Genomic DNA, 23,004 nt, shown 5'->3' with positions numbered 1-23,004 from the left:
CCATCACCGCCGCCGTGACCACCACCATCGCCGCCATGGCTTCCATCGCTGCCGGCATCGCCGAAGCCCGCGGACGATCCGTCGATCGACGAGTCGGAGAAATCGCCGCCGCAATAGGGACTGCTGCCGCCGATTCCGCTGCGGCGCAGCGCCTCGCAGTCGGTGTGATAGATGAAGCCGTTCGCAAGATTCAGCTTGGCGTCGAGCGCGAACAGCAGCGGCAGCCGCGTCGGCCTGACCGGATCGATGTTCTCGTATTTGCAGCAGTACCACCAGACCCGGCGCAGCCCTTCATTGCTCCGGCGCCGCTCCTTCACCAGCACGACGGCGGGCATATGATGCAGGAAGGTGCCGAAGGCGCGGCGGCAGAACGCATCATATTCGCGGGTGTAGAGGATGAATTCATGCCAGAGGTCGTCGGCGGCCTGCGACGGCATCGAGACGTAACGCTTGCCGCTCATCAGGTAGGCGAGGAAGAACTGTCGCAGGCCGCGCGACACCAGCGCGCTGTCCTTGCGGGTGAAGCCGGGGTGATGCTGCTCGAGCCGAGCCAGCAGGCCCGCCGGCCATTTGAAGGTGCGGATATATTCGGCGCGGCGCAGCGTCTGCCATTTGCCGAACAACACGGCGCTGCCGACCACAGCGGCAGCTGCCAGCACGCCGAAGAATGCCGAGGCGGGAGTTATGACCACGATGCCCCCGGCCCTTCAGCGGCTAAAAGTTCTGCAAGCTCGCAAGCAGCGCGAGGCCGAACAGCGCCAGAGCGCCCATGACAAAGCCGAGCACGAACATGCCGAATCCGCCGCGACGCTTCGGCGGCGCCACCGGCACGGGCGGCGGCGCCGGCGGCTCGGCCACCGGAAGCGGCGTTGCGACCATCGCATGCTCGCGCTCGATCATGCGGCGCGCGACATAGTCGGTGACGGCATCGACGATCACGGCGACGTCGTGCGATTCGGCGAGCACGGTGCGGCCGAAGCGAGTGTCCTGCACGAAGCGGTAGATGCGCTTGTCGCGGCCCATCAGCACGTGCGCGACGACATCGATCCACAGCCGCGGCGTCTCGCCCTGGCTGATGCCGCGGTCGAACAAATCGACCTTCTCCGGCACCTGCGCGAACAGCGGATCGAGCGCGTCGTTGAGGATCTCCAGCCGCGCCACTTCGGCGTCGCGCAACTCGACCACGACGCCGGTGCGGTCGGCCGCCTCGATGCGCGCCCGCCGCAGCGCCTCACGCAGCGTCGGCCGCATCTCGCGCGCCTCGCTGCCGGTGTTGTGCGGATCGGACATGCCTTGCGGCCTCGTACTGACGGGTTTCCTATGCATTAACCTATCAGCAACCATGACGTCCGCAAAGGACGTTGGTTCCCAAGCACTTAGGCTGCCACTTATCCCCAGATCAAACGGCCCTGGCACTGTCCCAAAAGCGGTCGACCCCACCCGGATGAACCGGATGGGGCCGCCGTCCTTGGACGTTTTCTTAGCTCTGATAATTTTGGCGGTTAGGCCGAAACCCGCGACGGCTCCTCGACGATGGAGAAGCGCACACCGGCCTTGTGCCGGCTCTCTTCCGAGACTTCCTTCCAGCACTCTTCGGCTTCCTTGCGGGTCTTGAACGGACCGCGGACCTGAGCGGAGCCTTCGACGAGCTTGTGGAAGTTCATCGAGCCGAATTCCCCGCCGATCACCCAGAAATTGCTGCCCTTGCTCATCGTCAGTCTCCTCTGAAAAGTCGGGCTGCCTGCTCAGCCGCCTGAATTCCGATCCCTGCAACCTATTCGTCGTCTCGACATTCGTGACAGCGTGTTGCGAATTGCGTGTCAGGAGATAAACGCGAAAAGGCGAAGTTCGTATAGATGCCTTGTTTTTTATTGGTGATGTCATGTAACATCTGAACTTGTAATAAATGTCGATTTGTAAATTTTGTCACAAAATAGGTCAGGAAGGCTGCCATGCCTGGCGAGTCCGGGAAAAAGCTGTTCGTCGGTCCGCGGTTCCGCCGGATCCGCCAGCAATTGGGACTGTCGCAGACCCAGATCGCCGAGGGGCTCGGCATCTCGCCCTCCTACATCAACCTGATCGAGCGCAACCAGCGCCCGGTGACGGCGCAGATCTTGCTACGGCTGGCCGAGACCTACGACCTCGATTTGCGCGACCTCGCGACTGCCGACGAGGACCGATTCTTCGCGGAACTCAACGAGATCTTCTCCGATCCATTGTTCCGCCAGATCGACCTGCCGAAGCAGGAACTGCGCGACCTCGCCGAGCTCTGCCCCGGCGTGACGCATGCGTTGCAGCGGCTCTACGCCGCCTATACCGAGGCGCGCCGCGGCGAGACGCTGGTGGCGGCGCAGATGGCCGACCGTGAGGGCTCGCAGTTCGACGCCAACCCGATCGAACGGGTGCGCGACCTGATCGAGGCCAACCGCAACTATTTTCCGGAGCTCGAGACCGCGGCGGAGAATTTGCGCGACGAGCTCAACGTGCCGACCGAAGGCCTGTTCACGGCGCTCGCGACGCGGCTACGGGAAAAGCATTCGATCGTCACCCGCGTGATGCCGGTCGACGTGATGCGCGAGACGCTGCGCCGTTTCGATCGGCATCGCCGGCAGCTCCTGATCTCAGAGCTCGTCGACAGCTCCGGCCGCAGCTTTCAGCTCGCGTTGCAGATCGGCTTCGTCGAATGCGGCGCCGCGATCGATGCGATCGTCAGCCGCGCCGGCCCGCTCGACGACACCGCGCGCAGGCTCTATCGCATCACGCTCGCCAACTATTTCGCGGCGGCCGCGATGATGCCCTATCAGGCGTTTCACTCCGCCGCCGAAGCCCTGAGCTACGACGTCCATGTGCTGGCGCAGCGCTTCAATGCCGGCTTCGAGCAGGTCTGCCACCGCCTCACCACGCTGCAACGTCCGAACGCGCGCGGCGTGCCGTTCTTCCTGCTGCGCGTCGACAATGCCGGCAACGTGTCGAAGCGGTTTTCCTCCGGCACCTTCCCGTTCTCCAAATTCGGCGGCACCTGCCCGCTCTGGAACGTGCATTCGACCTTCGACATGCCGGACCGTCTGCTCAGCCAGGTGATCGAGCTGCCCGACGGCACGCGCTATTTCTCGATCGCACAGATGGTGCGCCGGCCGGTGGCGCCCTATCCGCAGCCGCAGCCGCGCTTTGCGATCGGGCTCGGCTGCGAGATCCGTCATGCGGCAAAGCTCGTCTATGCGACCGGCATGGATCTGGAAAAGGTCGAGGGCACCCCGATCGGCGTCAACTGCCGGCTCTGCGAGCGCGAAAATTGCAGCCAGCGCGCCGAGCCGCCGATCACCCGCACCCTGATCCTGGACGAGACCACGCGGCGGGTGTCGTCGTTCGCATTCTCGAATGCGCGGGAATTGTAGTCTGCGTTCCGCTCTGAGCGGCGCGACGTTCAATCCACCGCGGCGAAGGCCTTGCACCAGCCGTCCCTGCTGATGGCGCCCTCGACCACCTTGCAGCCATCAGGCGCGACGAACAGCGTGCACAGGCCGCAGGAGTAAATGCCGTTCGGCGTGTCCTGATACTCGGCCTGCGGTTTTGTCATCTTGTCGGATGCGGAGGCCGATCGCAGCAGGAGTGTCGCGGGAAGTCCGGCGATAGCGGCGCCGATGACAGCGCGGCGCGAGTAGACGGATTGTTGTTTGGCCATGTGCTCACCCCGCGCGTCGTCCCTGCGAAAGCAGGGACCCATAACCACGGCGTTTCATTGTAAACGAGATCGTAGCCCCAGCGTCGCGCAACAACGCGCATTTGGGGTAATGGGTCCTGGCTTTCGCCAGGACGACAGCGGGGATGGTTCTCGCTTCAAGATCCTGCACACCACGGTGTCATCACCGCGAAAGCTGGTGATCCGCACCGTTCTCTCGTCATTCCGGGGCGCGCCTCTTGGCGCTAGCCCGGAATCCATTGAGCCGCATCACTTGTCGCGAAATGGATTCCGGGCTCTCGCTTCGCGAGCCCCGGAATGACGATGAATAACCCGCCTCGCGACCGCTCAGGGTTTGCGCAGATTGAGCGAGAAGCGCAGGTTGAGCGGCTGCAACATTTCCGGCGGCGGCGCCTCGCCGACATTGCCGCGCTTCAGGATGGTGCGCAGATCCTCGGTCGCGCCGGCGTCATTGAATGCGGGAAACGCGACGCGCTCGACGGTGCCGTCCGGGTTGAGCCAGGCGCGCACCACGAGCGTCGGCGGCGGCCCGTTCTCCTTGCCGGAATGCTCGACGACCCAGTTGCGGAAGCGATTGGCGACCGCCTCGTCGGCTGCGATCCATTCCTCGAACCGGTATTTGACTAGCTTGGCAAACTGCGCCCATGACGGCGGCGCCTGTTCGGGATTACGAAAATTGAGATCCTGGGCGTGGCCCGTCGCTGTCGAGAGGATGAACAGGCCGAACGAGAGCACGAGCGTGCCCCGCAAGATGAGAATGGTTCTGGACAAGGGTTGACCGCAACAACAGGCTACAGGACGACGCGAAAGCATCCACCCCGGCAGCAACTAGTCGCTCATTGTTGCAGGCATGTGACGCGCGCCGAAATGCTCGCGGCACGGTGGGCGCGGGACGCGGTGCCGCTCATCTGCGGCCGGTCGTCTTCCTGGAAGCGGACGCCATGTGCGGAGAGAAAGGACTTGGCGTGTGCGGCATCGACCGCCAGCACGCGATCGATCGTGGTCCTGCGGCTCACGACGCCTTCCACGAGGCCACGGGAATCCAGCACCGGCGCACCGCTGGTGCCGAAGGTGACATTGGAGCGCAGCACGAGGTGCTCGGGATCGCGCTGGGTGGCGTCGACGAACGCATTGCCGAGCGCGCCGCCATGCGCGAGCATCGGCTTCAAGCGGTCATAGGCCTCGGCAAACACCATATCGTTGGCGGCAGAGGCGCTCGCGCGTGGAAATACCGCTGCAAGGCCCAGCGTGCGCGGGACCTTGATCAATGCAATGTCGGTCGCAGCCAGCGCCACCACGCGCGCCGCGACGGATCGGCCCTCCTTGCTGACGACGATGCGCCCGCAGTCCGCGACCGCATGGCGCGCGGTCAGCATGTGGCCGAGATCGTCGACAAAGAACGCGGTGCCGTCGAGCCGCTGGCTGATGGCCGGCGCCCCGGTGACATCACGGGCCAGCGGTTTCGCCGCCTCCATCTGCCGCGCCGGCTGAAACAGGACGAATGGCACCTGCGCCGCTGCCTCGCGCGGGACGAAGCCATTGAGAGCGCAACCGATCACGATACCGCAGGCGATCCGGACGAGACGGACAAGCAATCCCGCGCGCGCCGCCGACGCCGCGCCGCCTGAAATCGATACCGAGTGATGCACCTTCAGACCCCACTGCCCAGACCCCAGCCGCGCAGAACCCAAGCCCGCCCTTCAACGTTGCCGCGCAACCACCGGCCGGCAACGTCTCTACAAACACCACGCTCTCTACTCCATTTCACGCGAAAGCGGCAGTTTTTTCGGACCAGCAAAGCGTATCCGAACCGGCATGGACCCGCCCCGCTCGGCCCGGCGTAGGCTCACATCGCACCAGAGGCGCGGCCGGCCGCGGTCGAAATGTGACACGATGAATTTCAATCCTTGCCGTTTCACAATCGCGGCTGCGACCGCATCATCAAGTCAGATGCAACGAGGCCTCATGAGCGAGCAAGTCATAATTCGGGACGCCTGGCTTGGGGCTCCGGACCGCGGGGCGAGGTGCCTGCGTATACCGGTGTGGATTTCATCATCGCCCGGGACGGCAAGATTGCGGCTCTTTACGTCTACCTGGACACGCCGCCCGCGTGAGCGGGCGGTCGCCGTCATCGTGGCGCCGAGCACATGCTGCACGAGGTGGCGGACGTCATGCGACGGCACAACCAGCCGGGGCTTGCGAGCCGGCATGCGCGCAGGACATCCGCCTGGGCGATAGCCCATCCGTTGAATGCGCCCCGGATCTGTGGCGCGCAACGGCCCTCGCCTTCGCGCGGCGCGCTGCGAAGCGCCGCCGCGCGAGAGAGGCAGCCGTCGTCAGTTCGATCTGCGCAGTTCTTGATCGTCCGCGCTCGCTAGCCACCAGGCGGTGTGTAGGCAGCCTTGAGCTTGCTCGCGTGCTGACGCACGACCTTGATCTCGTCCTGGGTAAACAGCCGGACCAGTTTCACATTCTGCATGGCGCCGGCCGCCACGACGACACCGCTGATCGCAGGCGCGAAGCTCGGATCCGGCACGTCGTAAATCACCATCACACCGGGGCCGTCGACCGCCGTGCTGTACATCGAAATCAACTTGCCACCGGCCGCCTCGATCAACTTCCTGGCGGCCTCGTATCGATTGGTCGCCGGATTTTCCATGATGTTGTTGAGAGAACGCGGGGTGTATTCACCTGTGAAGCAGAAATGCATGGCAATCGCTCCATTTGGCTGGATGAAAAATGGCATTCACCGGGCGGGGCCCGGGCAGAAGAAGCTTTCGTCATGAAATGAGGAAGAAATGGCCTGCCGATGGCCAGTTGCGCTGCCGCTCATTCTCCGGAATTCGGCGTGACCGGTGACAGCTCGCCGCGCAATCTACATCAAACGTCGCGCAAATGAAATCGCATTCCTGCGCGACGACAGATCGATGCCGCACTGAGGGGCAGCGTCGCTGACCTGACGCACGACCTCTGTGCCTTGCAAACAAGGACAATCTGCCTCAGTCTCCCGCGCCTCCCGTCAAGAACAAGAGAAACAACACTCATGAAGCTACGCGCGCTCGGCCGTTCCGGCCTCACCGTTCCACCCCTGTGCTTCGGCTGCAATGTGTTCGGCTGGACCGTGGACGAGACCTCATCGTTTCGCCTGCTCGACGCCGTACTCGATCATGGGCTGACGTTCCTGGATACGGCAGACGTCTATTCGCGCTGGGTGCCGGGCCATCAGGGCGGCGAGTCCGAGACGATCATCGGCAAGTGGATGAAGTCGCGCGGCAACCGCAACCGCGTTATCCTCGCCACCAAGGTCGGCATGGACATGGGAGGCGGCAATGTCGGGCTGAAGCCGGACTACATCGCGCGCGCCGTCGAGGACTCGCTGCGACGGCTGCAGACCGATCACGTCGACCTCTACCAGTCCCACAAGGACGATGAGGCGACGCCGCAGGAAGAGACGCTTGCGGCCTATGACAAGCTGATCAAGGCCGGCAAGGTCAGGGCGATCGGCGCCTCGAACTTCTCGGCGGAGCGGCTCCAGAATGCGCTCGATATTGCCAAGGCGAACGGGCTGCCGCGCTATGAGAGCATGCAGCCCGAATACAGCCTGGCGGAGCGGTCGAGCTACGAAGGCGCGCTGCAACAGGTTTGCGAGGCCAACGACGTCGGCGTGATCACGTTCTTCTCGCTCGCCGCCGGATTCCTCACCGGCAAATATCGCTCGGAAGCGGACTTCGCCAAGAGCCCGCGCGGCGCGCGCAGCATTCCGAAATACATGAACCCGCGCGGCATGCGGATCCTGGCCGGCCTCGACGAGGTCGCCGCGGAGACGCGTGCCGAGCCGGCCGCAGTGGCCCTCGCCTGGCTGATGGCCAAGCCCGGCATCACCGCGCCGATTGCCAGCGCCACCAAGCCCGAGCAGGTCGCAACGCTGGTCGCGGCGGCGAAGCTCGAGCTGAGCAAGGACCAGGTCGCACGGCTGGATGCCGCGAGCGTGCAGCGCGATCTACGTTAAGCGTTGTGAGATTGGATCGGATAGCGACGGCACCGCGCCCCCTCTCCCCGTTCTTTACGGGGAGAGGGTTGGGGTGAGGGGCCGCCCCCGCGTATTCGACGATAGCTGCGTTTACGGAGACTCCCCCTCACCCGGGAACGCATCTGACGATGCGTTCCGGACTCTCCCCGCACGCGGGGCGAGGTAAATCGGAGATCGCTGCCCGACTAGAGCAAAGTTGCCGTCAGCCCCACGGCCCACGCTGGCCCGAGGCTCCGCCCCACGGGCTGCGCGGCGGATAGCTCGCACCGGTGGGGCGCGGCGCGGCCTGCGTGCCGAGCTCGGCGGCGAACTGCTGCAGAGCGGCGATGCGGTTCGCGGTCGAGGGGTGGGTGGCGAACAGATTGTCGACGCCATGGCCCGACAGCGGATTGATGATGAACATGTGCGCGGTGGCCGGATTGCGCTCGGCCTCCATGTTCGGCACCTGATGCGCTGAATTCTCGATCTTCGCGAGCGCGGACGCCAGCCACATCGGCTGGCCGACGATGCGCGCGCCGTAATTGTCGGCGGCATATTCGCGGGTGCGGCTGATCGCCATCTGCACCAGCATGGCGCCGAGCGGCGCCAGGATCATCATCGCGATCGAGCCGACGATGCCGGGACCGTTGTTGTTGCGGTTGCCGCCGAAGAACATGCCGAACTGCGCCAGCATCGAGATCGCACCGGCGATCGTCGCCGTAATCGTCATGGTCAACGTGTCGTGATGCTTGATATGCGCAAGCTCGTGCGCGATCACGCCGGCGAGCTCCTCGCGGCTGAGCTGCTGCATCAGGCCGGAGGTGACCGCGACCGCGGCGTTCTCCGGATTGCGGCCGGTCGCAAACGCATTGGGCTGCGCCTCGTCCATCACGAACACGCGCGGCATCGGCAGAGCGGCGCGCCGCGCCAGCTCGGCGACGAGATTGGTGAGTTCGGGTGCCGAGTGCGCATCGACCTGATGGGCGCCGTACATCGACAGCACCATGCGATCGGAATTCCAGTAGGTGAACAGATTTGTCGCAGCCGCGATGATCAGCGCGATCACGGCGCCGGTGCCGCCGCCGATCAGATAGCCGACGCCCATGAACAGCGCGGTGAGGCCGGCAAGCAGGAGCGCAGTACGAAAATAGTTCATCGTGGTTCCCTGGCGGCAGGCGGATGCTGCCACAATCGACGCCGCTGAGGTAGGGATTTTGCGGTTGAAGCCGCAAGGCAACCAGTGCGTCGCAGCGACGCGGCGCGGATTAACGATTGGTCATTTGCCGGTGCGCTCCCTCTCCCCGTTCTTACGGGGAGAGGGTTGGGGTGAGGGGCCGTCTCCGCGCATACGACGATAGCTGCATGTCGACGAATCCAACAGACGCTCGAGAAAACTCCACATGGGTCCCTCCGGGCGTGATCGATCCGCTGACACCCCTGCCCGCGAATCACTCGCCGATCATAGCGGCGGCGACTCAACCTGCCGAAGCCCAATTGGTCTAAGAGGCGCACCCCCGTTGTTGCCCGGTGTCGCCCTGGTGTATGCAGATTGGGCCTTGATCCCCCTTCTCCCAGCCGGTGACATCGATGCCAGCATCTCCCCTCCGCGCCCCGATCATGATCGCAGCGATCGCGGGAGCGTTGGCGCTCTCCTCACTGGCCTCTTCCCTTGCCTCGGCGCAGCAGCCGCTGCCCAACCCGGCCAGTCCGGCCCCCGCCAGGGCCCGCCCGGCCGCTGTGGCCTCGCCGCGGGCTGCGTCCTGCCACAACGGGCAGAGTTTTGATCGCTTCCTCGCCGAGCTGAAGCAGAAGGCGGTCGCCGCCGGCGTCTCGCAGCGCACGATCGCCGAGGCAGCGCCCTACCTCATTTACGACCAGGGCATCGTCAACCGCGATCGCGGCCAACGCGTGTTCGGGCAGATCTTCACCCAGTTCGCCGGGCGCATGGCGGCGAACTATCGCATGCAGCAGGGCCAGCAATACATCCGGACCTATGCGGCCGCGTTCGCGCGCGCCGAGAAGGAGTACGGCGTGCCGCCCGCGGTGATCGCCGCGTTCTGGGGACTGGAGAGCGACTTCGGCGTCCAGATGGGCAATCTGCCGACGCTGAAATCGCTGGTGTCGCTGGCCTATGATTGCCGCCGCTCGGAGATGTTCCAGGGCGAGACCATCGCGGCGCTGAAGATCATCGAACGCGGCGACCTGACGCCCGACGAGATGATCGGCTCATGGGCCGGCGAGCTCGGCCAGACCCAATTTTTGCCGACGCATTATTTCAACTATGCCGTCGACTACGATGGCGACGGCCATCGCAACCTGTTGCAGAGCGGACCCGACGTGATCGGCTCGACCGCCAACTACATCGCCAACGGATTGAAGTGGCGGCGCGGCGAGCCGTGGCTGCAGGAGGTGCGTGTGCCGCAGGCCGCGAACTTTCCGTGGGACCGGGCCGACCTCACCATCAAGCTGCCGCGTTCGACATGGGTGGCGCTCGGCGTCACCTCGACCGACGGCAAACCGCTCGCCAATGACGAGATGCCGGCCTCGCTGCTGCTGCCGATGGGCCGCACCGGCCCGGCGTTCCTCGCCTATCCGAATTTCGCTGCCTATACCGAGTGGAATAACTCGCTGATCTATTCGACCACCGCCGGCTATCTCGCCGGCCGCATCGCGGGCGCGCCGCCGATGCAGCGCCCGCATGCGCCGGTCGCGCAGCTGCCGTTCAACGAGATCAAGGAGCTGCAGTCGCTGCTGGCGCGCGCCGGTTACGACGTCGGCAAGATCGACGGCGTGATGGGCCAGGCGAGCCGAAGCGCGGTGAAGGCGATGCAGACGAAATACGGCCTGCCCGCGGATTCCTGGCCGACCGCGGAGCTGTTGGCGCGGATGCGCGGCGGCGGCCGCACGCAGCCGGCCGCGGATGCGACGGTGCCGGCGCGGTAATCCTGCCTAAAGAAACGTGAAACCAAACCCGTCACCCTGAGGTGCGAGCGGAGCGAGCCTCGAAGGGTCGACGGCCACCAGCTGGGCCGTGCATCCTTCGAGGCTCGCTCCGCTCGCACCTCAGGATGACGGCATCTAGAAAGCGCTGCGGGAAATATTTGACCAAGTGTTACAGCTTCCCGCAGTTGTATTGTTCCCTTTGCCGCCCCATGTGCAGCATCGCTATTCGGTCACATCCGGATTTCACCAGCACAGGGAGCATCCCATGTCCTTTTATGACGCCGTCGTCCCCGCTTATTTGCAGATCCTCAACAGCCTGACCGGTGAGCTGACCAAGGCCGAGGCGCATTGCGAGGCCAAGAAAATTGCGCCCGAGGTGCTGCTGGGATCGCGGCTCTATCCCGACATGCTGCCGCTGACCAAGCAGATCCAGCTGGTCTGCGATCACGCCGCCAGGGGCTGCGCGCGGCTGACCCATAGCGCGGTGCCGTCGACGCCCGACACCGAGAAGAGCATCGGTGAACTGAAGCAGCGGCTGGCCAACACGATCGAATATGTGAAGTCGTTCAAGCCGGAGCAGTTCGAGGGCGGCGACGCCAAGGACGTCACCTTCCCGGTCGGCCCCGAGCGCACCATGACCCTCAAGGGCCAGCAATTCCTCAACGCATTTTCGTTCCCGAACTTCTATTTCCACGCCGTCACCGCGCACGGCATCCTGCGCCACAACGGCGTCGAGATCGGCAAGCGCGACTTCCTCGGCGTCAGCTGACGCGCGCTTAGCGCGTCATTCCGGGGCGATGCGCAAGCATCGAACCCGGAATCTCGAGCCGCACAACGTCTAGATTCCGGGTTCTCGCTTCGCGAGCCCCGGAATGACGAGCAAACATATTCCCCGCTGCGGGATTTTCTCACCTCTCGCCAAGGCTACGGCGGACACGTCGCCTCGCACGCCCTCCCGTGCTACTGCTCCCTGACAACAACAAGACGTCAGGGAGCACGCCATGTCGACCACAACCCACGCACCGAACGCCATCGATCCGTCCGCCTCGCTGCACGCGGAAGCGCTGGGGCTGGCGAAAAACCACGGACGCCTCGCCGGCCGACGCATCATCGTGGTCGGTGCGGGACAGCGCACAACCGTGGATGAAGCGCCCCCGATCGGCAACGGCCGCGCCATGAGCGTGCTGTTCGCGCGCGAGGGTGCTTCCGTCGCCTGCCTCGACGTCAACAAGGACGCCGCCGACGACACTGTCGCGCAGATCGCAAAGGAAGGCGGCAAGGCCTTCACCGACGTGGTCGATGTCTCCGACGTCGCGGCGATCGCGCCCGCGGTCGAACGCTGCGCGCAAAAGCTCGGCGGGCTCGACGGGCTGGCGCTCAATGTCGGCATCTCCTCCGGCCTGTCGTTGCCCAAGATGACGGCAGAAGCCTGGGACCGCGACTACGCCGTCAACGTGCGCAGCCACATGCTGTTCGCGCAGAAGGCGCTGGAAGTGATGGCGCCGGGCGGCGCGATCATCCTGATCTCCTCGATGGCGAGCCAGCGCGCCGGCGGCCGCAACCCGGCCTATGAATCCTCCAAGGCAGCGCAGATCGCGCTCGGCCGGGCGATCGCGCGGGCCGGCGAGGACAAGGGCATTCGCTGCAATGTGATCGCACCGGGCTTCATGGATACGCCGATGGGCCGCGACGCCAGCCGCAGGCGGACGGATCGCGCCGTAACAGTGCCTTTCGGCCGCCAGGGCACCGGCTGGGAGGTCGCCTATACTGCGCTGTTCCTGATTTCGAATGAGTCCTCCTATGTGAACGCGCATACTTTGTTCCTCGATGCCGGCCACATGGGCGGGATCGTGCGCGGCTGATCTGCTGCCTGCGAATGTGACAGGCCATTGCGCTCGTCGCGGCAATGCACAAATCTCCCTTATCCATCATTGTCTGGAACGTTTCACATGAGCCAACCGACCAAACTTCTCGAGCCCTACAAGCTTGGCGCGCTGACGCTGCCGAACCGCGTCGCGATGGCGCCACTGACGCGCAACCGCGCAGTGCCGCCCGGCATGGTGCCAAGCCCGCTCGCGGTGGACTATTACGGCCAGCGCGCCTCCGCCGGCCTCTTGATCACCGAAGCGAGCCAGGTCTCGCAGCAGGGCCAGGGCTATCAGGACACGCCCGGCATCTATTCGAAGGAGCAGGTCGAGGCCTGGCGCAAGGTGACCGATCGCGTGCATGAGCGCGGCGGCCACATCTTCATCCAGCTCTGGCATGTCGGCCGCATCTCGCACACCTCGTTGCAGCCGAACGGCGGCGCGCCGGTGGCGCCGAGCGCGATCCGCGCCAAGACCAAGACCTTCGTCAACGGCACCTTCGCCGACGTGTCCGAGCCGCGCGCGCTCGAACTGTCGGAAATCCCCGGGATCATCGAGGACTTCAAGCGCGGCACCGCGAACGCGCTGGCCGCCGGCTTCGACGGCGTCGAGATTCACGGCGCCAACGGCTATCTGCTCGACCAGTTCGCCAGGGACAGTTCCAACAGGCGCACCGACGCCTATGGCGGCGGAATCGAGAATCGCGCCCAGCTGATGCTGGAGGTTTCCAAGGCGGTCGCCAAGGAGGCCGGCGCCGATCGTACCGGCATCCGCATCTCGCCGGTGACGCCGGCCAACGACGTCTCCGACTCCAATCCGCAACCGCTGTTCGACTACATCGTCGACCAGCTCAACGCGCTGCAGCTGACCTATATCCACGTCATCGAAGGCGCGACCGGCGGACCGCGCGATGTCGCGCCGTTCGACTACGCCTCGCTGCGCAAGCGCTTCAAGCAGACCTATGTCGCCAACAACGGCTACGACTTCGCGCTGGCCGAGAAGGTGCTGGAGGCAGGCGCGGCCGACATGATCGCATTCGGCAAGCCGTTCATCTCCAACCCTGACCTGGTCGAGCGGCTCAAGGCCGGCGCCCCGCTCAACGAGTGGGACAAGGCGACCTTCTACGGCGGCGGCGCCAAGGGCTATACGGATTACCCGACGCTGAAGGCGACCGAAGCGGCGGAGTAACCTCTCCACATCGTCATTCCGGGATGCGCCGCCAGGCGCAGACCTGGAATCCATTGACCGCATCATACGCGTCTGGATGGATTCCGGGCTCGCGCTTCGCGCGCCCGGGAATGACAGAAAAGAATGTTGCGATAGCGATTAAAAAGGCCGGGATCGCCCCCGGCCTTTGTTCGTTACGCATTGCACTCTCGGGCATTTCTACGCGTCAACAGCCTCGCCGCTCTCCACTTCCTCGGCCACTATCCGGTCGAGGTTTCGATTGAGGCGCCGCAACAGCTCAAGCAGTGTCGTGACCTCCTCCGCGCTGAAGCCCGCCAGCGCCTGGTCCTGATCGCGATGCAATGCCTTACGCGCAGCCGGCAATTTCGCCCTGGCCGCCTTGGTCAACGAAACCTGCTGGCTGCGGCCGTCGCCCGGCATCGGCGTGCGCTGGATCAGGCCATCGCGCTCCATCCGCGCCAGGATTTGCGCCATCGATGGCTGCTCGACTTTCGCGGCGCGGGCGAGATCGCGCTGCGACATCGCCTTGCCGTCACGCAGCAGATAGAGCACCGGCAACTGGCCGATGCTGAAGCCGTGCGGCTTCACCCGCCGCTCCCCGATCCGCAGGAAGCTGCGCGAGGCCATGTTGACCAGCGGCGCGGGACGATCGAACAGGTCCCAATCGGTCACGATCCCACCATTTACATAGGCCCCTATTTATATTAGATAGGTACCTATGTATCCTTTTGTGAGCGTGGCGTCCATGAGTTGCAATCCAATTCGCATTGCCATCGTCGGCGCCGGCCCCGGTGGCCTGACGCTCGCCCGGCTGCTGCATGTTGCCGGCGTCAAGGCCAGCCTGTTCGAGCAAGAGAGCTCGGCAATGGAGCGGCCGCAAGGCGGCACGCTCGACCTGCACGCCGAGAGCGGCCAGCTCGCCCTGGCGCGCGCCGGACTCACCGATGGCTTCAGGCGCATCGCACGTTACGAGGACCAGGGCAGCCGGCTCTACACGAGCGACGGCCGGTTGCTGCTGGCGGATGACGACATGACCGGCGACCGTCCGGAGGTCGACCGCACCGCGCTTCGCGACCTGCTGCTGCAATCCCTGCCGCCGGATGCCGTCGCCTGGGGTCGCGCCTTGCTCGAGGTCGCGCCGCGGGATGACGGCCGTTACGATCTCGTCTTCGACAATTCGCGCGAAGGGCCGTTCGATCTCGTGATCGGCGCCGACGGCGCGTGGTCGCGGGTGCGGCCGCTTGTCTCGCGCTATCAGCCGCAATATAGCGGGCTGACCTTCATCGAATTCGGCATCGACGCGGTCGACACGCGCCACCCCGCACTGTCGCAGCTGGTCGGCCGCGGCAAGATGGGCGCAGAGAGCACCGGCCGCAGCCTGATGGTCCTGCGCAACGGCAATGCCCACCTGCGCGGCTATGCGATCTTCCGCGTGCCCGTCGAATGGGCCGAGCGGCGGTTCGACGTCGCCTCGCCGACCGCGATGCGCGACGCGCTGCTCGGCGAATTCGGCGGCTGGGCCGAAGCCCTGCTCGACCTGATCCGCGCCAGCAATGATCTATTCGCGCTCCGGCCGATCCACGCGCTGCCGGTCGGGCATCATTGGACCAACCGCGCTGGCATCACCCTGCTCGGTGACGCCGCGCATCTGATGTCGCCGTTCGGTGGCGAAGGCGTCAACGCCGCGATGCTGGACGCTGCGGAGCTGGCCGAGCATCTGACGGGATCGTCCGATTGGCGCGAAGCCGTCCGCGCTTACGAGACGGAGATGTTCGTGCGCGTCGCCGAGCCCGCCGGCGAGGCCGCCGAAGCCGCCGCGATCGAGCTGTCGCATATCAGCCAGGAACTCACGCTGGCGCACCACCGGGCCTACATGCAGATGCGCACGGCCGCCGGCAGCAACGCAGCGCGGTAAGCACTGGTCATGACTTCCGGCGCCGCATAGCATGGCGCGTAACGAATTGGACCGAAGACGCTCACGCACGTGATAAAGCAGGGCAACGCCGAGGATATTGTTCGACGCGCCACTACGGCCTTCAATGCCGGGCGGCATGGCGAGGCGATCGAGCTCTGCGAGCACGGCCTCGCACGCCAGCCCGGCGAGCCGATGCTGAGCCATCTGCTGGCCGCGGTGCTGTTCGCCAAAGGCGAGATCGCGCCGGCCCGCAAGCATGTCCAGACCAGCCTGGCCCGGCGCCCCGACAACGCCGCGGCGCGGCTGCTCGCCGCCCGCCTCGCGCGCAGCGCCGGCGAATTCGATGCGGCGCTGACGCATCTCGACCGCGCCATCGCGCTCAAGCCGCACCGCGATGCCTTCGTCGAGAAGGCGCGCACGCTGGAGCTGGCCGGCCGCAAGGCACAGGCCCGCGAGGCCTGGGAGGCGATCCGCAAGGCCGTCCCGGAGCATCAGGAAGCCAATGCGCGGCTCGGCCGGATGGCCTGGGAGGATGGCGACCTCGCGGGTGCCGCCCGCCTGCTCGAGCGCGCGACTGCGAGCGCTGCGCCCGCCTCGGTGTGGTTCGACCTCGGCGTCGCAAAGCAGGATCTGCGCGACCATGACGGCGCCGCACGCGCCTATCGCAAGGCGATCGAGATCAGGCCGGATTACGCCGAAGCGGCCCTCAATCTGGGGATCGTGCTGCAGGAAAGCGGCGAGCCCGACGCCGCGATGCAGGCCTTCGCGCGCGCCTATGCGTTGCGTCCTCAGCTGTTCGGATCGATCGCGATGGCGCTGACCTCGGCTCCGCACGGCCGCCTCTGGCTCGACGAGCGTGCGCTGCGCGCAGCGCTAGGTGGTTAGCCGCCCGCGCTTGGCGCGGAAATGCTTGCGATAGACATTGGGCGCGGCTAGCACCTCGCCGACGACCTTCGAATAGGCTTCGCGGTGCGCGTCGTCGAAGGCCTCGAATGTCAGTTCGGGGGCCTCGCGCGGCACGGCGAAGCATTGCGCGACCGGCGTCCCTTTCGGCAACACGCCGGCAAAATCTGGCTGGGTCCACACCCCCGGGAAATTGATCCCGCCGTCGTGAAACCGGTCGGCGTCGACCAGCCCCGAAATCAGGCGGAACGGCAGGTCGTCGCGATTGACCGGATGGGTCGCGAACAGCGACCAGCCCGGCTCGAGCTCGATGGTCCAGAAGCTGTTGAATTTCAGCGCGGCCTGCCCGTTGGCGAAAGGCGCGCCGGCCAGTTGCGCGACGGGATGGAAGCTGAGCGGCGCGCGCGGATGGCCCTGGGTTGCGGGCTCCGGAATATCCCAGTCCCATGCGAATGCGCGGCGCTCGACCCTGACGTCGCAAGGCAGTGGGATCATGACCCCATAGGCCATCGCATCGACAAAGGGCGGGCATTGCTTGACCGTGCGGATCTCACGGTCGTGGATATTGGAATGCGCCTTCGCCGGCATCGCGCGCAGCCAATCGGGCAACGCACTGCGTGCGGGATGTGGCCGCGGCAGATGATCGGCAAGCCGTGGATCGCAGCGAAAAATCATGCGCATGGCGAACTCCCGGATCATGCTGCGATGACGAGGGACCGCATGATGACCTCATCGCGTCATTTGAGCACAATCGTGAGGCGGGCTCCACTGCTCCGGACCCAAATGCCGGACAGCAAAAAAGGCCGGGATTGCTCCCGGCCTTTTGCAGTTTGCGGATGGCGTGGGCGGTCAAGCCTTACCGACTTACTTCGCTTCGGCGCGCTTGGGCGGGGTCGCCGGCCACGACTTGATCAGCGTGTCGTAGTCGACCGTCTCGCCCTTCGGCTTTTCGTTGGCAAGCTTGCGCTGCGGCGCAATGTTGCCGTCCTTCGCCGACTTGGCGAACCAGTACTCGGCGGTTTCCTTCTTGTTCAGCTTCGGTCCGCAGGCACCCTGCACACCGGACTTCTCAAGACGCTCCATCACCGAATCCTGGGCCGCCGCGAGCGCGTCCATCGCAGCTTGCGGCGTCTTCGCACCGGACGACGCATCGCCGATGTTCTGCCACCACAGCTGAGCCAGCTTCGGATAGTCAGGCACGTTGTTGCCGGTCGGGGTCCACTGCACGCGCGCTGGCGAGCGGTAGAACTCGATCAGACCGCCGAGCTTCGGCGCGCGCTCGGTGAACGACTTGTCCCAGATGTCGGATTCACGAATGAAGGTGAGACCGACCTGGCTCTTCTTCAGGCTCGTCGTCTTGGAGACGATGAACTGCAGGTAGAGCCACGCCGCCTTGCGGCGGTCGACCGGGGTCGACTTCAGGAGCGTGGCCGAACCCACGTCCTGGTAGCCGAGCTTCATGCCGTCCTTCCAGTACGAGCCGTGCGGCGACGGAGCCATACGCCACTTCGGCGTACCGTCCGCGTTCATCACGGGCAGGCCGGGCTTCACCATGTCGGCGGTGAAGGCGGTGTACCAGAAGATCTGCTGGGCGATGTTGCCCTGCGAAGGCACCGGGCCCGACTCGGAGAAGGTCATGCCCTGTGCCTGCGGCGGAGCATACTTCTTCATCCAGTCGAGATATTTGACGATCGAATAGACCGACGCCGGGCCGTTGACGTCGCCGCCACGCTCGACCGACGAGCCGACCGGACGGCAGCCTTCCATGCGAATGCCCCATTCGTCGACCGGCAGGCCGTTCGGGAGGCCCTTGTCGCCGTTGCCGGCCATCGACAGCCACGCGTCGGTGAAACGCCAGCCGAGCGAGGGGTCCTTCTTGCCATAATCCATATGGCCGTAGACCTTGACGCCGTTGATCTCCTTGACGTCGTTGGTGAAGAAGTCGGCGATATCTTCATAGGCCGACCAGTTCACCGGCACGCCGAGATCATAGCCATACTTGGCCTTGAACTTGGCCTTGTATTCCGGGTTGGTGAACCAGTCGTAGCGGAACCAATAGAGGTTCGCGAACTGCTGGTCGGGCAGCTGGTAGAGGTGACCGTTCGGTGCCGTGGTGAACGACTTGCCGATGAAGTCGTCGACGTCGAGCATCGGATCGGTGACGTCCTTGGCTTCGCCCTTCATCCACTCGGTCAGGTCGACCGCCTGGCCATAGCGGAAGTGGGTACCGATGAAGTCGGAGTCGTTGATCCAGCCGTCATAGACGTTCTTGCCGGACTGCATCTGGGTCTGGATCTTTTCGACGACGTCACCTTCCTGGATGATGTCGTGCTTGACCTTGATGCCGGTGATTTCCTCGAACGCCTTGGCGAGCGTGCGGGATTCGTACTCGTGCGTGGTGAGGGTCTCGGAGACGACGTTGATCTCCATGCCCTTGAAGGGGGCAGCGGCCTTGATGAACCACTGCATCTCCTTCATCTGGTCGTCCTTGGAGAGGGTCGACGGCTGGAATTCGCTGTCGATCCACTTCTTCGCGGCCGCCTCGTCGGCGCGGGCCGGCGCGACAAGAGTGACCGATGCTGCGACGAGCGCGAGCGCGCTGGTCATCGTCAAAAGACTATCTTTAGTCATTCGTAAATGTCGCATTAGATTCCTCCGGTTGCAGCGACTAAATCCAGGCCCGGGTAGACCCCGGATCTGCTCTTTTTCGCGTTCCTCAGACGGTGCGAAAGATCACCACGGCTGAAAGAAGCGAAATTACCGTTCCGAGCCACAGGCTCGAAATCTCAACGCCCTCCCCAATCGGCAGAGCGAAGATCGGATCGGTACCGACGAGGCCGATCCACACCAGGTGGATCACCGCCGCCAGCACCAGCGAAACGAACAAACGATCGCCGCGCGTGGTCGGAATGCGCAACACGCCGACCCGCTCCGCTTCGGGATAGGCGATTGCGAGCCAGGTCATCATCCCGAGCGTGCAGGCAAGCAGCACGAAGAAGATCGCGGTGGGCCAGGTCCATGCCATCCATGCGATGCTGTCCATGATCTTACTCCTTGCGCATGATCCGGTCCGAAAACCGGCTTCCACTTTTCGGGATCATGCGCCCTCCTAGACCCGGCCGAGCGCGAAGCCGCGCGCGATGTAGTTGCGGACGAACCAGATCACGAGTGCGCCCGGGATGATGGTGAGCACGCCGGCCGCGGCAAGCAGGCCCCAGTCCATGCCGGCGGCCGATACCGTCCGCGTCATCACCGCGGAGATCGGCTTGGCGGCAACCGATGTCAGCGTGCGCGCGAGCAGCAGCTCGACCCACGAGAACATGAAGCAGAAGAAGGCGGCGACGCCGATGCCGCTCGCGATCAGCGGCACCAGAATCTTGATGAAGAAGCGCGGGAACGAATAGCCGTCGAGGAAGGCAGTCTCGTCGATCTCGCGCGGCACGCCGGAGACGAAGCCTTCGAGGATCCACACCGCCAGCGGCACGTTGAAGATGCAGTGCGCGAGCGCGACCGCCCAGGGCGTATCGAACAGGCCGATCGCCGAGTAGAGGTTGAAGAACGGCAGGGCGTAGACCGCCGCCGGCGCCATACGGTTCGACAGCAGCCAGAAAAACAGATGCTTGTCGCCGAGGAAGCGGTAGCGCGAGAACGCATAGGCTGCCGGCAACGCCACCGCGATCGAGATCACGGTGTTGATGACGACATATTCCAGCGAATTGATATAGCCGGAATACCAGCTCTCATCGGTGAAGATGCGCCGGTAGTGCTGCAACGTCGGCGCATGCGGCCACAAGGTCATCGTCGAGATGATCTCGGCGTTGGTCTTGAAACTCATGTTGACGAGCCAGTAGATCGGCAACAGCAGGAAGATCAGGAACAGCCCCATGATCAGGCGGCGGCCAGGGATCGAGTGCATCACGCCGCTCCTTCCTTGACCGGACGCTCGGAGCCGGCATTGGTCATCACGGTGTAGAACACCCAGCAGACGATCAGGATGATCAAGTTATAGGCCAGCGACAGCGCGGCCGCCTTGCCCAGGTCGAACTGGCCGAGCGCGATCTTGACGAGCTCGATGGAGACGAAGGTCGTCGAGTTTCCGGGACCGCCGCCGGTGACCACGAACGGCTCGGTGTAGATCATGAACGAGTCCATGAAGCGCAGCAGCACCGCGATCAGCAGCACGCGGTTCATCTTCGGCAACTGGATCGCCTTGAACACCGCCCAGCGCGACGCGCCGTCGATCTGCGCCGCCTGGTAGTAGGCATCGGGGATCGACTTCAGGCCGGCGTAGCAGAGCAGCGCAACGAGGCTGGTCCAGTGCCAGACGTCCATCACGATGACCGTCACCCAGGCGTCGACATCATTGGCGACGTAGTTGTAGTTGAAGCCGAGATGATTCAGCACATAGCCGAGCAGGCCGATATCGGGCCGGCCGAAGATCTGCCAGATGGTGCCGACCACGTTCCACGGGATCAGCAGCGGCAATGCGAGGATGACGAGACAGGCCGCGACGCTCCAGCCCTCGCGCGGCATCGACAGCGCAACGACGATGCCGAGCGGCACCTCGATCGCGAGGATCACGGCGGAGAAGAACAGGTTACGGCCGAGCGAGGCCAGGAAGCGGCCGCCGAGATCGGTCGAGGGATCGAGCAGCTCCTTGAACCAGCCGACGCCGTTCCAGAAGAACTGGTTGTTGCCGAAGGTGTCCTGCATCGAATAGTTCACGACCGTCATCAGCGGCAGCACCGCCGAGAACGCGACCACCAGGAACACCGGCAGCACCAGGAACCAGGCTTTTTGGTTGATGGTCTTGTCCATCAGGCGACCCCTTCCACCAAATGGCTGTCGGCATAGACGTGGACGTAGGCGGGATTGAAGATCAGGCCGGCGGTACCGCCGGAGACCGAGAAGCCCGGCGGCACGCGTGCCGCAAGTTTGGTGTTGCCGACGCGAACGCGGGCGAACTGGATACGGCCGAGATCGTCGATCCGCTCGATGGTGGCCGACAGCAGCCCCGATGCGGGCGCCGCGACGTCGACGAATTCAGGCCGCACGCCGATCTCGATCTTCTTGCCGGCCGGCAGAACACCATAGTTTCGATGCAGGCCGATGACATGGCCGTCGATCCGCGCCTCGTGGCCGGAGACCTCGGCCGGTACGATGTTCATGCCGGGCGAGCCGATGAAATAGCCGACGAAGGTATGCGCCGGCTTGTCGAACAGTTCGGCCGGCGTGCCGCTCTGCACCACCCGGCCGTCATGCATGACGACGACGGTATCGGCAAAGGTCAGCGCCTCGGTCTGGTCGTGGGTGACGTAGATCATCGTGAGGTCGAGCTCGCGATGCAGCGCCTTCAGCTTGGAGCGCAGCTGCCACTTCAGCTCGGGATCGATCACCGTCAGCGGTTCGTCGAACAGCACGGCGGCGACGTCGGAGCGCACCAGGCCGCGGCCGAGCGAGATCTTCTGCTTGGCGTCGGCGGTAAGCCGCGTCGCCTTGCGGTTCAGATACGGCGTGAGGTCGAGCAGGTCGGCGATCTGCTTGACCCGCGCATCGACCTCGGCCTTGGCGATGCCGCGGTTCTTCAGCGGGAAGGCCAGGTTCTCGCCCACCGTCATGGTGTCGTAGATCACAGGGAACTGAAACACCTGCGCGATGTTGCGCTTCTGCGTCGACAGCGGCGTGATGTCACGGCCGTCGAACAGGATCTGGCCGCGCGACGGCGTCACGATGCCGGAAATCAAATTGAGCAGCGTGGTCTTGCCGCAGCCGGACGGCCCGAGCAGCGCATAGGCGCCGCCCTGCCGCCAGGTCATAGTGACCGGCTTCAGCGCAAAGGATTCCGGCGGCGCGTCATTGCCGTTGTAGGACTGCGCGAGATCGACGAGGTCAATGCGGGCCATGAAGCATCTCCCTCACTTCGAGAAATTTGTTGCGGGTGAAGCGACGAGGCGATCGGCCGCGTCGAACACGAAGATGTCGTCGGGATCGAGCGCGGCGTCGAGCACCTGCCCGGGTTCATATTCATGCACGCCGTGCAGCACTGCGACCCAGTTCGATTCATGGACATGGACGTGCACGAAACTCTCCGAGCCGGTGATCTCGGTCACCGTCACGGTGGCCGCGAATTTGTGGCGGCCCGCCGCGGCGCTCCCGACCTCGAGCTGGTGCGCGCGGAAGCCGATCCGGTAGGCGCCGTCGGGCAGATTGGCGTAGAGGCCGGCCGCGGGCGCCTGCTCGCCGCCGGCATAGATCACCCGGTCAGCCTTCTTTTCGATGCCGATGACATTGAGCGGCGGATCGGAGAACACCTGCCCGACGCGCAGCGTGTCGGGATGGCGGTAGACCTTCGGCGTCGCGCCGATCTGCCCGACGGCGCCTACCGGGTCGGCTTCCGCGCGGCCCAGCCCCCTGCTCTTTGACACATCTGACGCTGCCGACGGACTACCGTGGCAGGACTCCGATGTGCGCGCGTGGGTAG

The 23,004-nt window shown here is 64.8% G+C and carries 25 protein-coding genes; 8 read left to right on the top strand and 17 right to left on the bottom strand.

Features of this window, described 5'->3' with window-relative positions:
* From FNJ47_RS29635 to FNJ47_RS29625, 3 genes are all read right to left on the bottom strand, one after another.
* Positions 1-692: glycine-rich domain-containing protein (locus tag FNJ47_RS29635; RefSeq protein WP_163159499.1), on the bottom strand; the 692-nt coding region annotated here is incomplete at its 3' end.
* 22 nt (positions 693-714) lie between these two features.
* On the bottom strand, positions 715-1,290 hold the full coding sequence (locus tag FNJ47_RS29630) for a hypothetical protein (RefSeq protein WP_163159498.1): 576 nt from the start codon (positions 1,288-1,290) through the stop codon (positions 715-717).
* A 212-nt stretch (positions 1,291-1,502) separates the two neighbouring features.
* Complete coding sequence (locus FNJ47_RS29625; protein ID WP_016839740.1) at positions 1,503-1,712, bottom strand: DUF4170 domain-containing protein; 210 nt, start codon at positions 1,710-1,712, stop codon at positions 1,503-1,505.
* Between the two features lie 240 nt (positions 1,713-1,952).
* Between FNJ47_RS29625 and FNJ47_RS29620 the strand changes: the two genes are divergently transcribed.
* A complete protein-coding gene (locus FNJ47_RS29620) occupies positions 1,953-3,395 on the top strand; it encodes a helix-turn-helix domain-containing protein (RefSeq protein ID WP_163159497.1) in 1,443 nt (480 codons plus the stop codon).
* Positions 3,396-3,424: 29 nt separating this feature from the next.
* Here FNJ47_RS29620 and FNJ47_RS29615 read toward each other — a convergent pair whose 3' ends face one another.
* The 4 genes from FNJ47_RS29615 to FNJ47_RS29600 form a co-directional block, all read right to left on the bottom strand.
* Positions 3,425-3,682 carry an iron oxidase gene (locus tag FNJ47_RS29615; protein WP_163159496.1) on the bottom strand — a complete coding sequence of 86 codons (258 nt, stop codon included), beginning with the start codon at positions 3,680-3,682 and terminating at the stop codon, positions 3,425-3,427.
* Positions 3,683-4,027: 345 nt separating this feature from the next.
* Entirely contained in the window at positions 4,028-4,471 is a 444-nt protein-coding gene (locus FNJ47_RS29610; RefSeq protein WP_236000159.1) for a hypothetical protein, read from the bottom strand.
* Between the two features lie 65 nt (positions 4,472-4,536).
* A complete protein-coding gene (locus FNJ47_RS29605; RefSeq protein WP_236000158.1) occupies positions 4,537-5,391 on the bottom strand; it encodes a S1 family peptidase in 855 nt (284 codons plus the stop codon).
* A gap of 683 nt (positions 5,392-6,074) precedes the next feature.
* Positions 6,075-6,446, bottom strand: a complete 372-nt coding sequence (locus tag FNJ47_RS29600; RefSeq protein ID WP_229188039.1) for a GYD domain-containing protein — start codon at positions 6,444-6,446, stop codon at positions 6,075-6,077.
* A 297-nt stretch (positions 6,447-6,743) separates the two neighbouring features.
* Between FNJ47_RS29600 and FNJ47_RS29595 the strand changes: the two genes are divergently transcribed.
* Positions 6,744-7,709, top strand: a complete 966-nt coding sequence (locus FNJ47_RS29595) for an aldo/keto reductase (protein WP_163159495.1) — start codon at positions 6,744-6,746, stop codon at positions 7,707-7,709.
* 223 nt (positions 7,710-7,932) lie between these two features.
* Here FNJ47_RS29595 and htpX read toward each other — a convergent pair whose 3' ends face one another.
* Positions 7,933-8,865 (bottom strand): zinc metalloprotease HtpX, encoded by a 933-nt coding sequence (gene htpX, locus FNJ47_RS29590; RefSeq protein ID WP_163159494.1) that lies wholly within the window; start codon positions 8,863-8,865, stop codon positions 7,933-7,935.
* A 461-nt stretch (positions 8,866-9,326) separates the two neighbouring features.
* Here htpX and FNJ47_RS29585 point away from each other — a divergent pair, with 461 nt between their 5' ends.
* The 4 genes from FNJ47_RS29585 (at position 9,327) to FNJ47_RS29570 (ending at position 13,705) form a co-directional block, all read left to right on the top strand.
* The gene (locus FNJ47_RS29585; protein WP_163159501.1) at positions 9,327-10,652 is read left to right on the top strand and encodes a lytic murein transglycosylase; all 1,326 of its coding nucleotides are present in this window, start codon (positions 9,327-9,329) and stop codon (positions 10,650-10,652) included.
* Between the two features lie 265 nt (positions 10,653-10,917).
* Positions 10,918-11,421, top strand: coding sequence for a DUF1993 domain-containing protein (locus FNJ47_RS29580; RefSeq protein ID WP_163159493.1), 504 nt, complete (start codon positions 10,918-10,920; stop codon positions 11,419-11,421).
* Positions 11,422-11,653: 232 nt separating this feature from the next.
* On the top strand, positions 11,654-12,514 hold the full coding sequence (locus FNJ47_RS29575; RefSeq protein ID WP_163159492.1) for an SDR family NAD(P)-dependent oxidoreductase: 861 nt from the start codon (positions 11,654-11,656) through the stop codon (positions 12,512-12,514).
* 87 nt (positions 12,515-12,601) lie between these two features.
* A complete protein-coding gene (locus FNJ47_RS29570) occupies positions 12,602-13,705 on the top strand; it encodes an alkene reductase (protein ID WP_163159491.1) in 1,104 nt (367 codons plus the stop codon).
* A 13-nt stretch (positions 13,706-13,718) separates the two neighbouring features.
* Here the strand turns inward: FNJ47_RS29570 and FNJ47_RS29565 are convergent, their stop codons facing one another.
* Together FNJ47_RS29565 and FNJ47_RS29560 are read right to left on the bottom strand one after the other, a co-directional pair.
* Positions 13,719-13,886: a hypothetical protein gene (locus tag FNJ47_RS29565; protein WP_163159490.1), complete on the bottom strand. Its 168-nt coding sequence runs from the start codon at positions 13,884-13,886 to the stop codon at positions 13,719-13,721.
* A 17-nt stretch (positions 13,887-13,903) separates the two neighbouring features.
* Positions 13,904-14,377 carry a MarR family transcriptional regulator gene (locus FNJ47_RS29560; RefSeq protein ID WP_163159489.1) on the bottom strand — a complete coding sequence of 158 codons (474 nt, stop codon included), beginning with the start codon at positions 14,375-14,377 and terminating at the stop codon, positions 13,904-13,906.
* A 73-nt stretch (positions 14,378-14,450) separates the two neighbouring features.
* Here FNJ47_RS29560 and FNJ47_RS29555 point away from each other — a divergent pair, with 73 nt between their 5' ends.
* Together FNJ47_RS29555 and FNJ47_RS29550 are read left to right on the top strand one after the other, a co-directional pair.
* On the top strand, positions 14,451-15,620 hold the full coding sequence (locus tag FNJ47_RS29555; protein WP_163159488.1) for an FAD-dependent oxidoreductase: 1,170 nt from the start codon (positions 14,451-14,453) through the stop codon (positions 15,618-15,620).
* Positions 15,621-15,689: 69 nt separating this feature from the next.
* Positions 15,690-16,505, top strand: coding sequence for a tetratricopeptide repeat protein (locus FNJ47_RS29550; RefSeq protein ID WP_347341734.1), 816 nt, complete (start codon positions 15,690-15,692; stop codon positions 16,503-16,505).
* Here the strand turns inward: FNJ47_RS29550 and FNJ47_RS29545 are convergent.
* The 7 genes from FNJ47_RS29545 to FNJ47_RS29515 all read right to left on the bottom strand — a co-directional run.
* Complete coding sequence (locus tag FNJ47_RS29545; protein WP_163159487.1) at positions 16,494-17,204, bottom strand: hypothetical protein; 711 nt, start codon at positions 17,202-17,204, stop codon at positions 16,494-16,496. The genes FNJ47_RS29550 and FNJ47_RS29545 overlap by 12 nt on opposite strands.
* A 183-nt stretch (positions 17,205-17,387) precedes the next feature.
* The gene (locus tag FNJ47_RS29540; RefSeq protein ID WP_420839331.1) at positions 17,388-19,154 is read right to left on the bottom strand and encodes an ABC transporter substrate-binding protein; all 1,767 of its coding nucleotides are present in this window, start codon (positions 19,152-19,154) and stop codon (positions 17,388-17,390) included.
* 85 nt (positions 19,155-19,239) lie between these two features.
* Positions 19,240-19,566 carry a DUF2160 domain-containing protein gene (locus FNJ47_RS29535; RefSeq protein WP_163159485.1) on the bottom strand — a complete coding sequence of 109 codons (327 nt, stop codon included), beginning with the start codon at positions 19,564-19,566 and terminating at the stop codon, positions 19,240-19,242.
* A 66-nt stretch (positions 19,567-19,632) separates the two neighbouring features.
* Positions 19,633-20,439 carry a carbohydrate ABC transporter permease gene (locus FNJ47_RS29530; protein ID WP_163159484.1) on the bottom strand — a complete coding sequence of 269 codons (807 nt, stop codon included), beginning with the start codon at positions 20,437-20,439 and terminating at the stop codon, positions 19,633-19,635.
* Positions 20,439-21,341, bottom strand: a complete 903-nt coding sequence (locus FNJ47_RS29525) for a carbohydrate ABC transporter permease (RefSeq protein WP_163159483.1) — start codon at positions 21,339-21,341, stop codon at positions 20,439-20,441. The genes FNJ47_RS29530 and FNJ47_RS29525 overlap by 1 nt, the downstream gene beginning before the upstream one ends.
* Positions 21,341-22,426 (bottom strand): ABC transporter ATP-binding protein, encoded by a 1,086-nt coding sequence (locus FNJ47_RS29520; protein WP_163159482.1) that lies wholly within the window; start codon positions 22,424-22,426, stop codon positions 21,341-21,343. Before FNJ47_RS29520 ends, FNJ47_RS29525 begins: the two co-directional genes overlap by 1 nt.
* Positions 22,427-22,438: 12 nt before the next feature.
* Positions 22,439-23,004 (bottom strand): TOBE domain-containing protein (locus tag FNJ47_RS29515; RefSeq protein ID WP_236000157.1); only part of this gene is annotated, 566 nt, incomplete at its 5' end.

It is taken from the genome of Bradyrhizobium uaiense (assembly GCF_010811875.1).
GTDB lineage: Bacteria > Pseudomonadota > Alphaproteobacteria > Rhizobiales > Xanthobacteraceae > Bradyrhizobium > Bradyrhizobium uaiense.
Note: the sequence above shows the minus strand (reverse complement) of the source record. Positions and strands in the feature narration are given on the sequence as shown.

Coding starts and splice junctions, on each gene's coding strand:
- FNJ47_RS29630 (WP_163159498.1), bottom strand. CDS start 1,290: ATGTCCGATCCGCACAACACCGGCAGCGAGGCGCGCGAGATGCGGCCG.
- FNJ47_RS29625 (WP_016839740.1), bottom strand. CDS start 1,712: ATGAGCAAGGGCAGCAATTTCTGGGTGATCGGCGGGGAATTCGGCTCG.
- FNJ47_RS29620 (WP_163159497.1), top strand. CDS start 1,953: ATGCCTGGCGAGTCCGGGAAAAAGCTGTTCGTCGGTCCGCGGTTCCGC.
- FNJ47_RS29615 (WP_163159496.1), bottom strand. CDS start 3,682: ATGGCCAAACAACAATCCGTCTACTCGCGCCGCGCTGTCATCGGCGCC.
- FNJ47_RS29600 (WP_229188039.1), bottom strand. CDS start 6,446: ATGCCATTTTTCATCCAGCCAAATGGAGCGATTGCCATGCATTTCTGC.
- FNJ47_RS29595 (WP_163159495.1), top strand. CDS start 6,744: ATGAAGCTACGCGCGCTCGGCCGTTCCGGCCTCACCGTTCCACCCCTG.
- htpX (WP_163159494.1), bottom strand. CDS start 8,865: ATGAACTATTTTCGTACTGCGCTCCTGCTTGCCGGCCTCACCGCGCTG.
- FNJ47_RS29585 (WP_163159501.1), top strand. CDS start 9,327: ATGATCGCAGCGATCGCGGGAGCGTTGGCGCTCTCCTCACTGGCCTCT.
- FNJ47_RS29580 (WP_163159493.1), top strand. CDS start 10,918: ATGTCCTTTTATGACGCCGTCGTCCCCGCTTATTTGCAGATCCTCAAC.
- FNJ47_RS29575 (WP_163159492.1), top strand. CDS start 11,654: ATGTCGACCACAACCCACGCACCGAACGCCATCGATCCGTCCGCCTCG.
- FNJ47_RS29570 (WP_163159491.1), top strand. CDS start 12,602: ATGAGCCAACCGACCAAACTTCTCGAGCCCTACAAGCTTGGCGCGCTG.
- FNJ47_RS29565 (WP_163159490.1), bottom strand. CDS start 13,886: ATGCGTAACGAACAAAGGCCGGGGGCGATCCCGGCCTTTTTAATCGCT.
- FNJ47_RS29555 (WP_163159488.1), top strand. CDS start 14,451: ATGAGTTGCAATCCAATTCGCATTGCCATCGTCGGCGCCGGCCCCGGT.
- FNJ47_RS29545 (WP_163159487.1), bottom strand. CDS start 17,204: ATGCGCATGATTTTTCGCTGCGATCCACGGCTTGCCGATCATCTGCCG.
- FNJ47_RS29540 (WP_420839331.1), bottom strand. CDS start 19,154: ATGACTAAAGATAGTCTTTTGACGATGACCAGCGCGCTCGCGCTCGTC.
- FNJ47_RS29535 (WP_163159485.1), bottom strand. CDS start 19,566: ATGGACAGCATCGCATGGATGGCATGGACCTGGCCCACCGCGATCTTC.
- FNJ47_RS29530 (WP_163159484.1), bottom strand. CDS start 20,439: ATGCACTCGATCCCTGGCCGCCGCCTGATCATGGGGCTGTTCCTGATC.
- FNJ47_RS29525 (WP_163159483.1), bottom strand. CDS start 21,341: ATGGACAAGACCATCAACCAAAAAGCCTGGTTCCTGGTGCTGCCGGTG.
- FNJ47_RS29520 (WP_163159482.1), bottom strand. CDS start 22,426: ATGGCCCGCATTGACCTCGTCGATCTCGCGCAGTCCTACAACGGCAAT.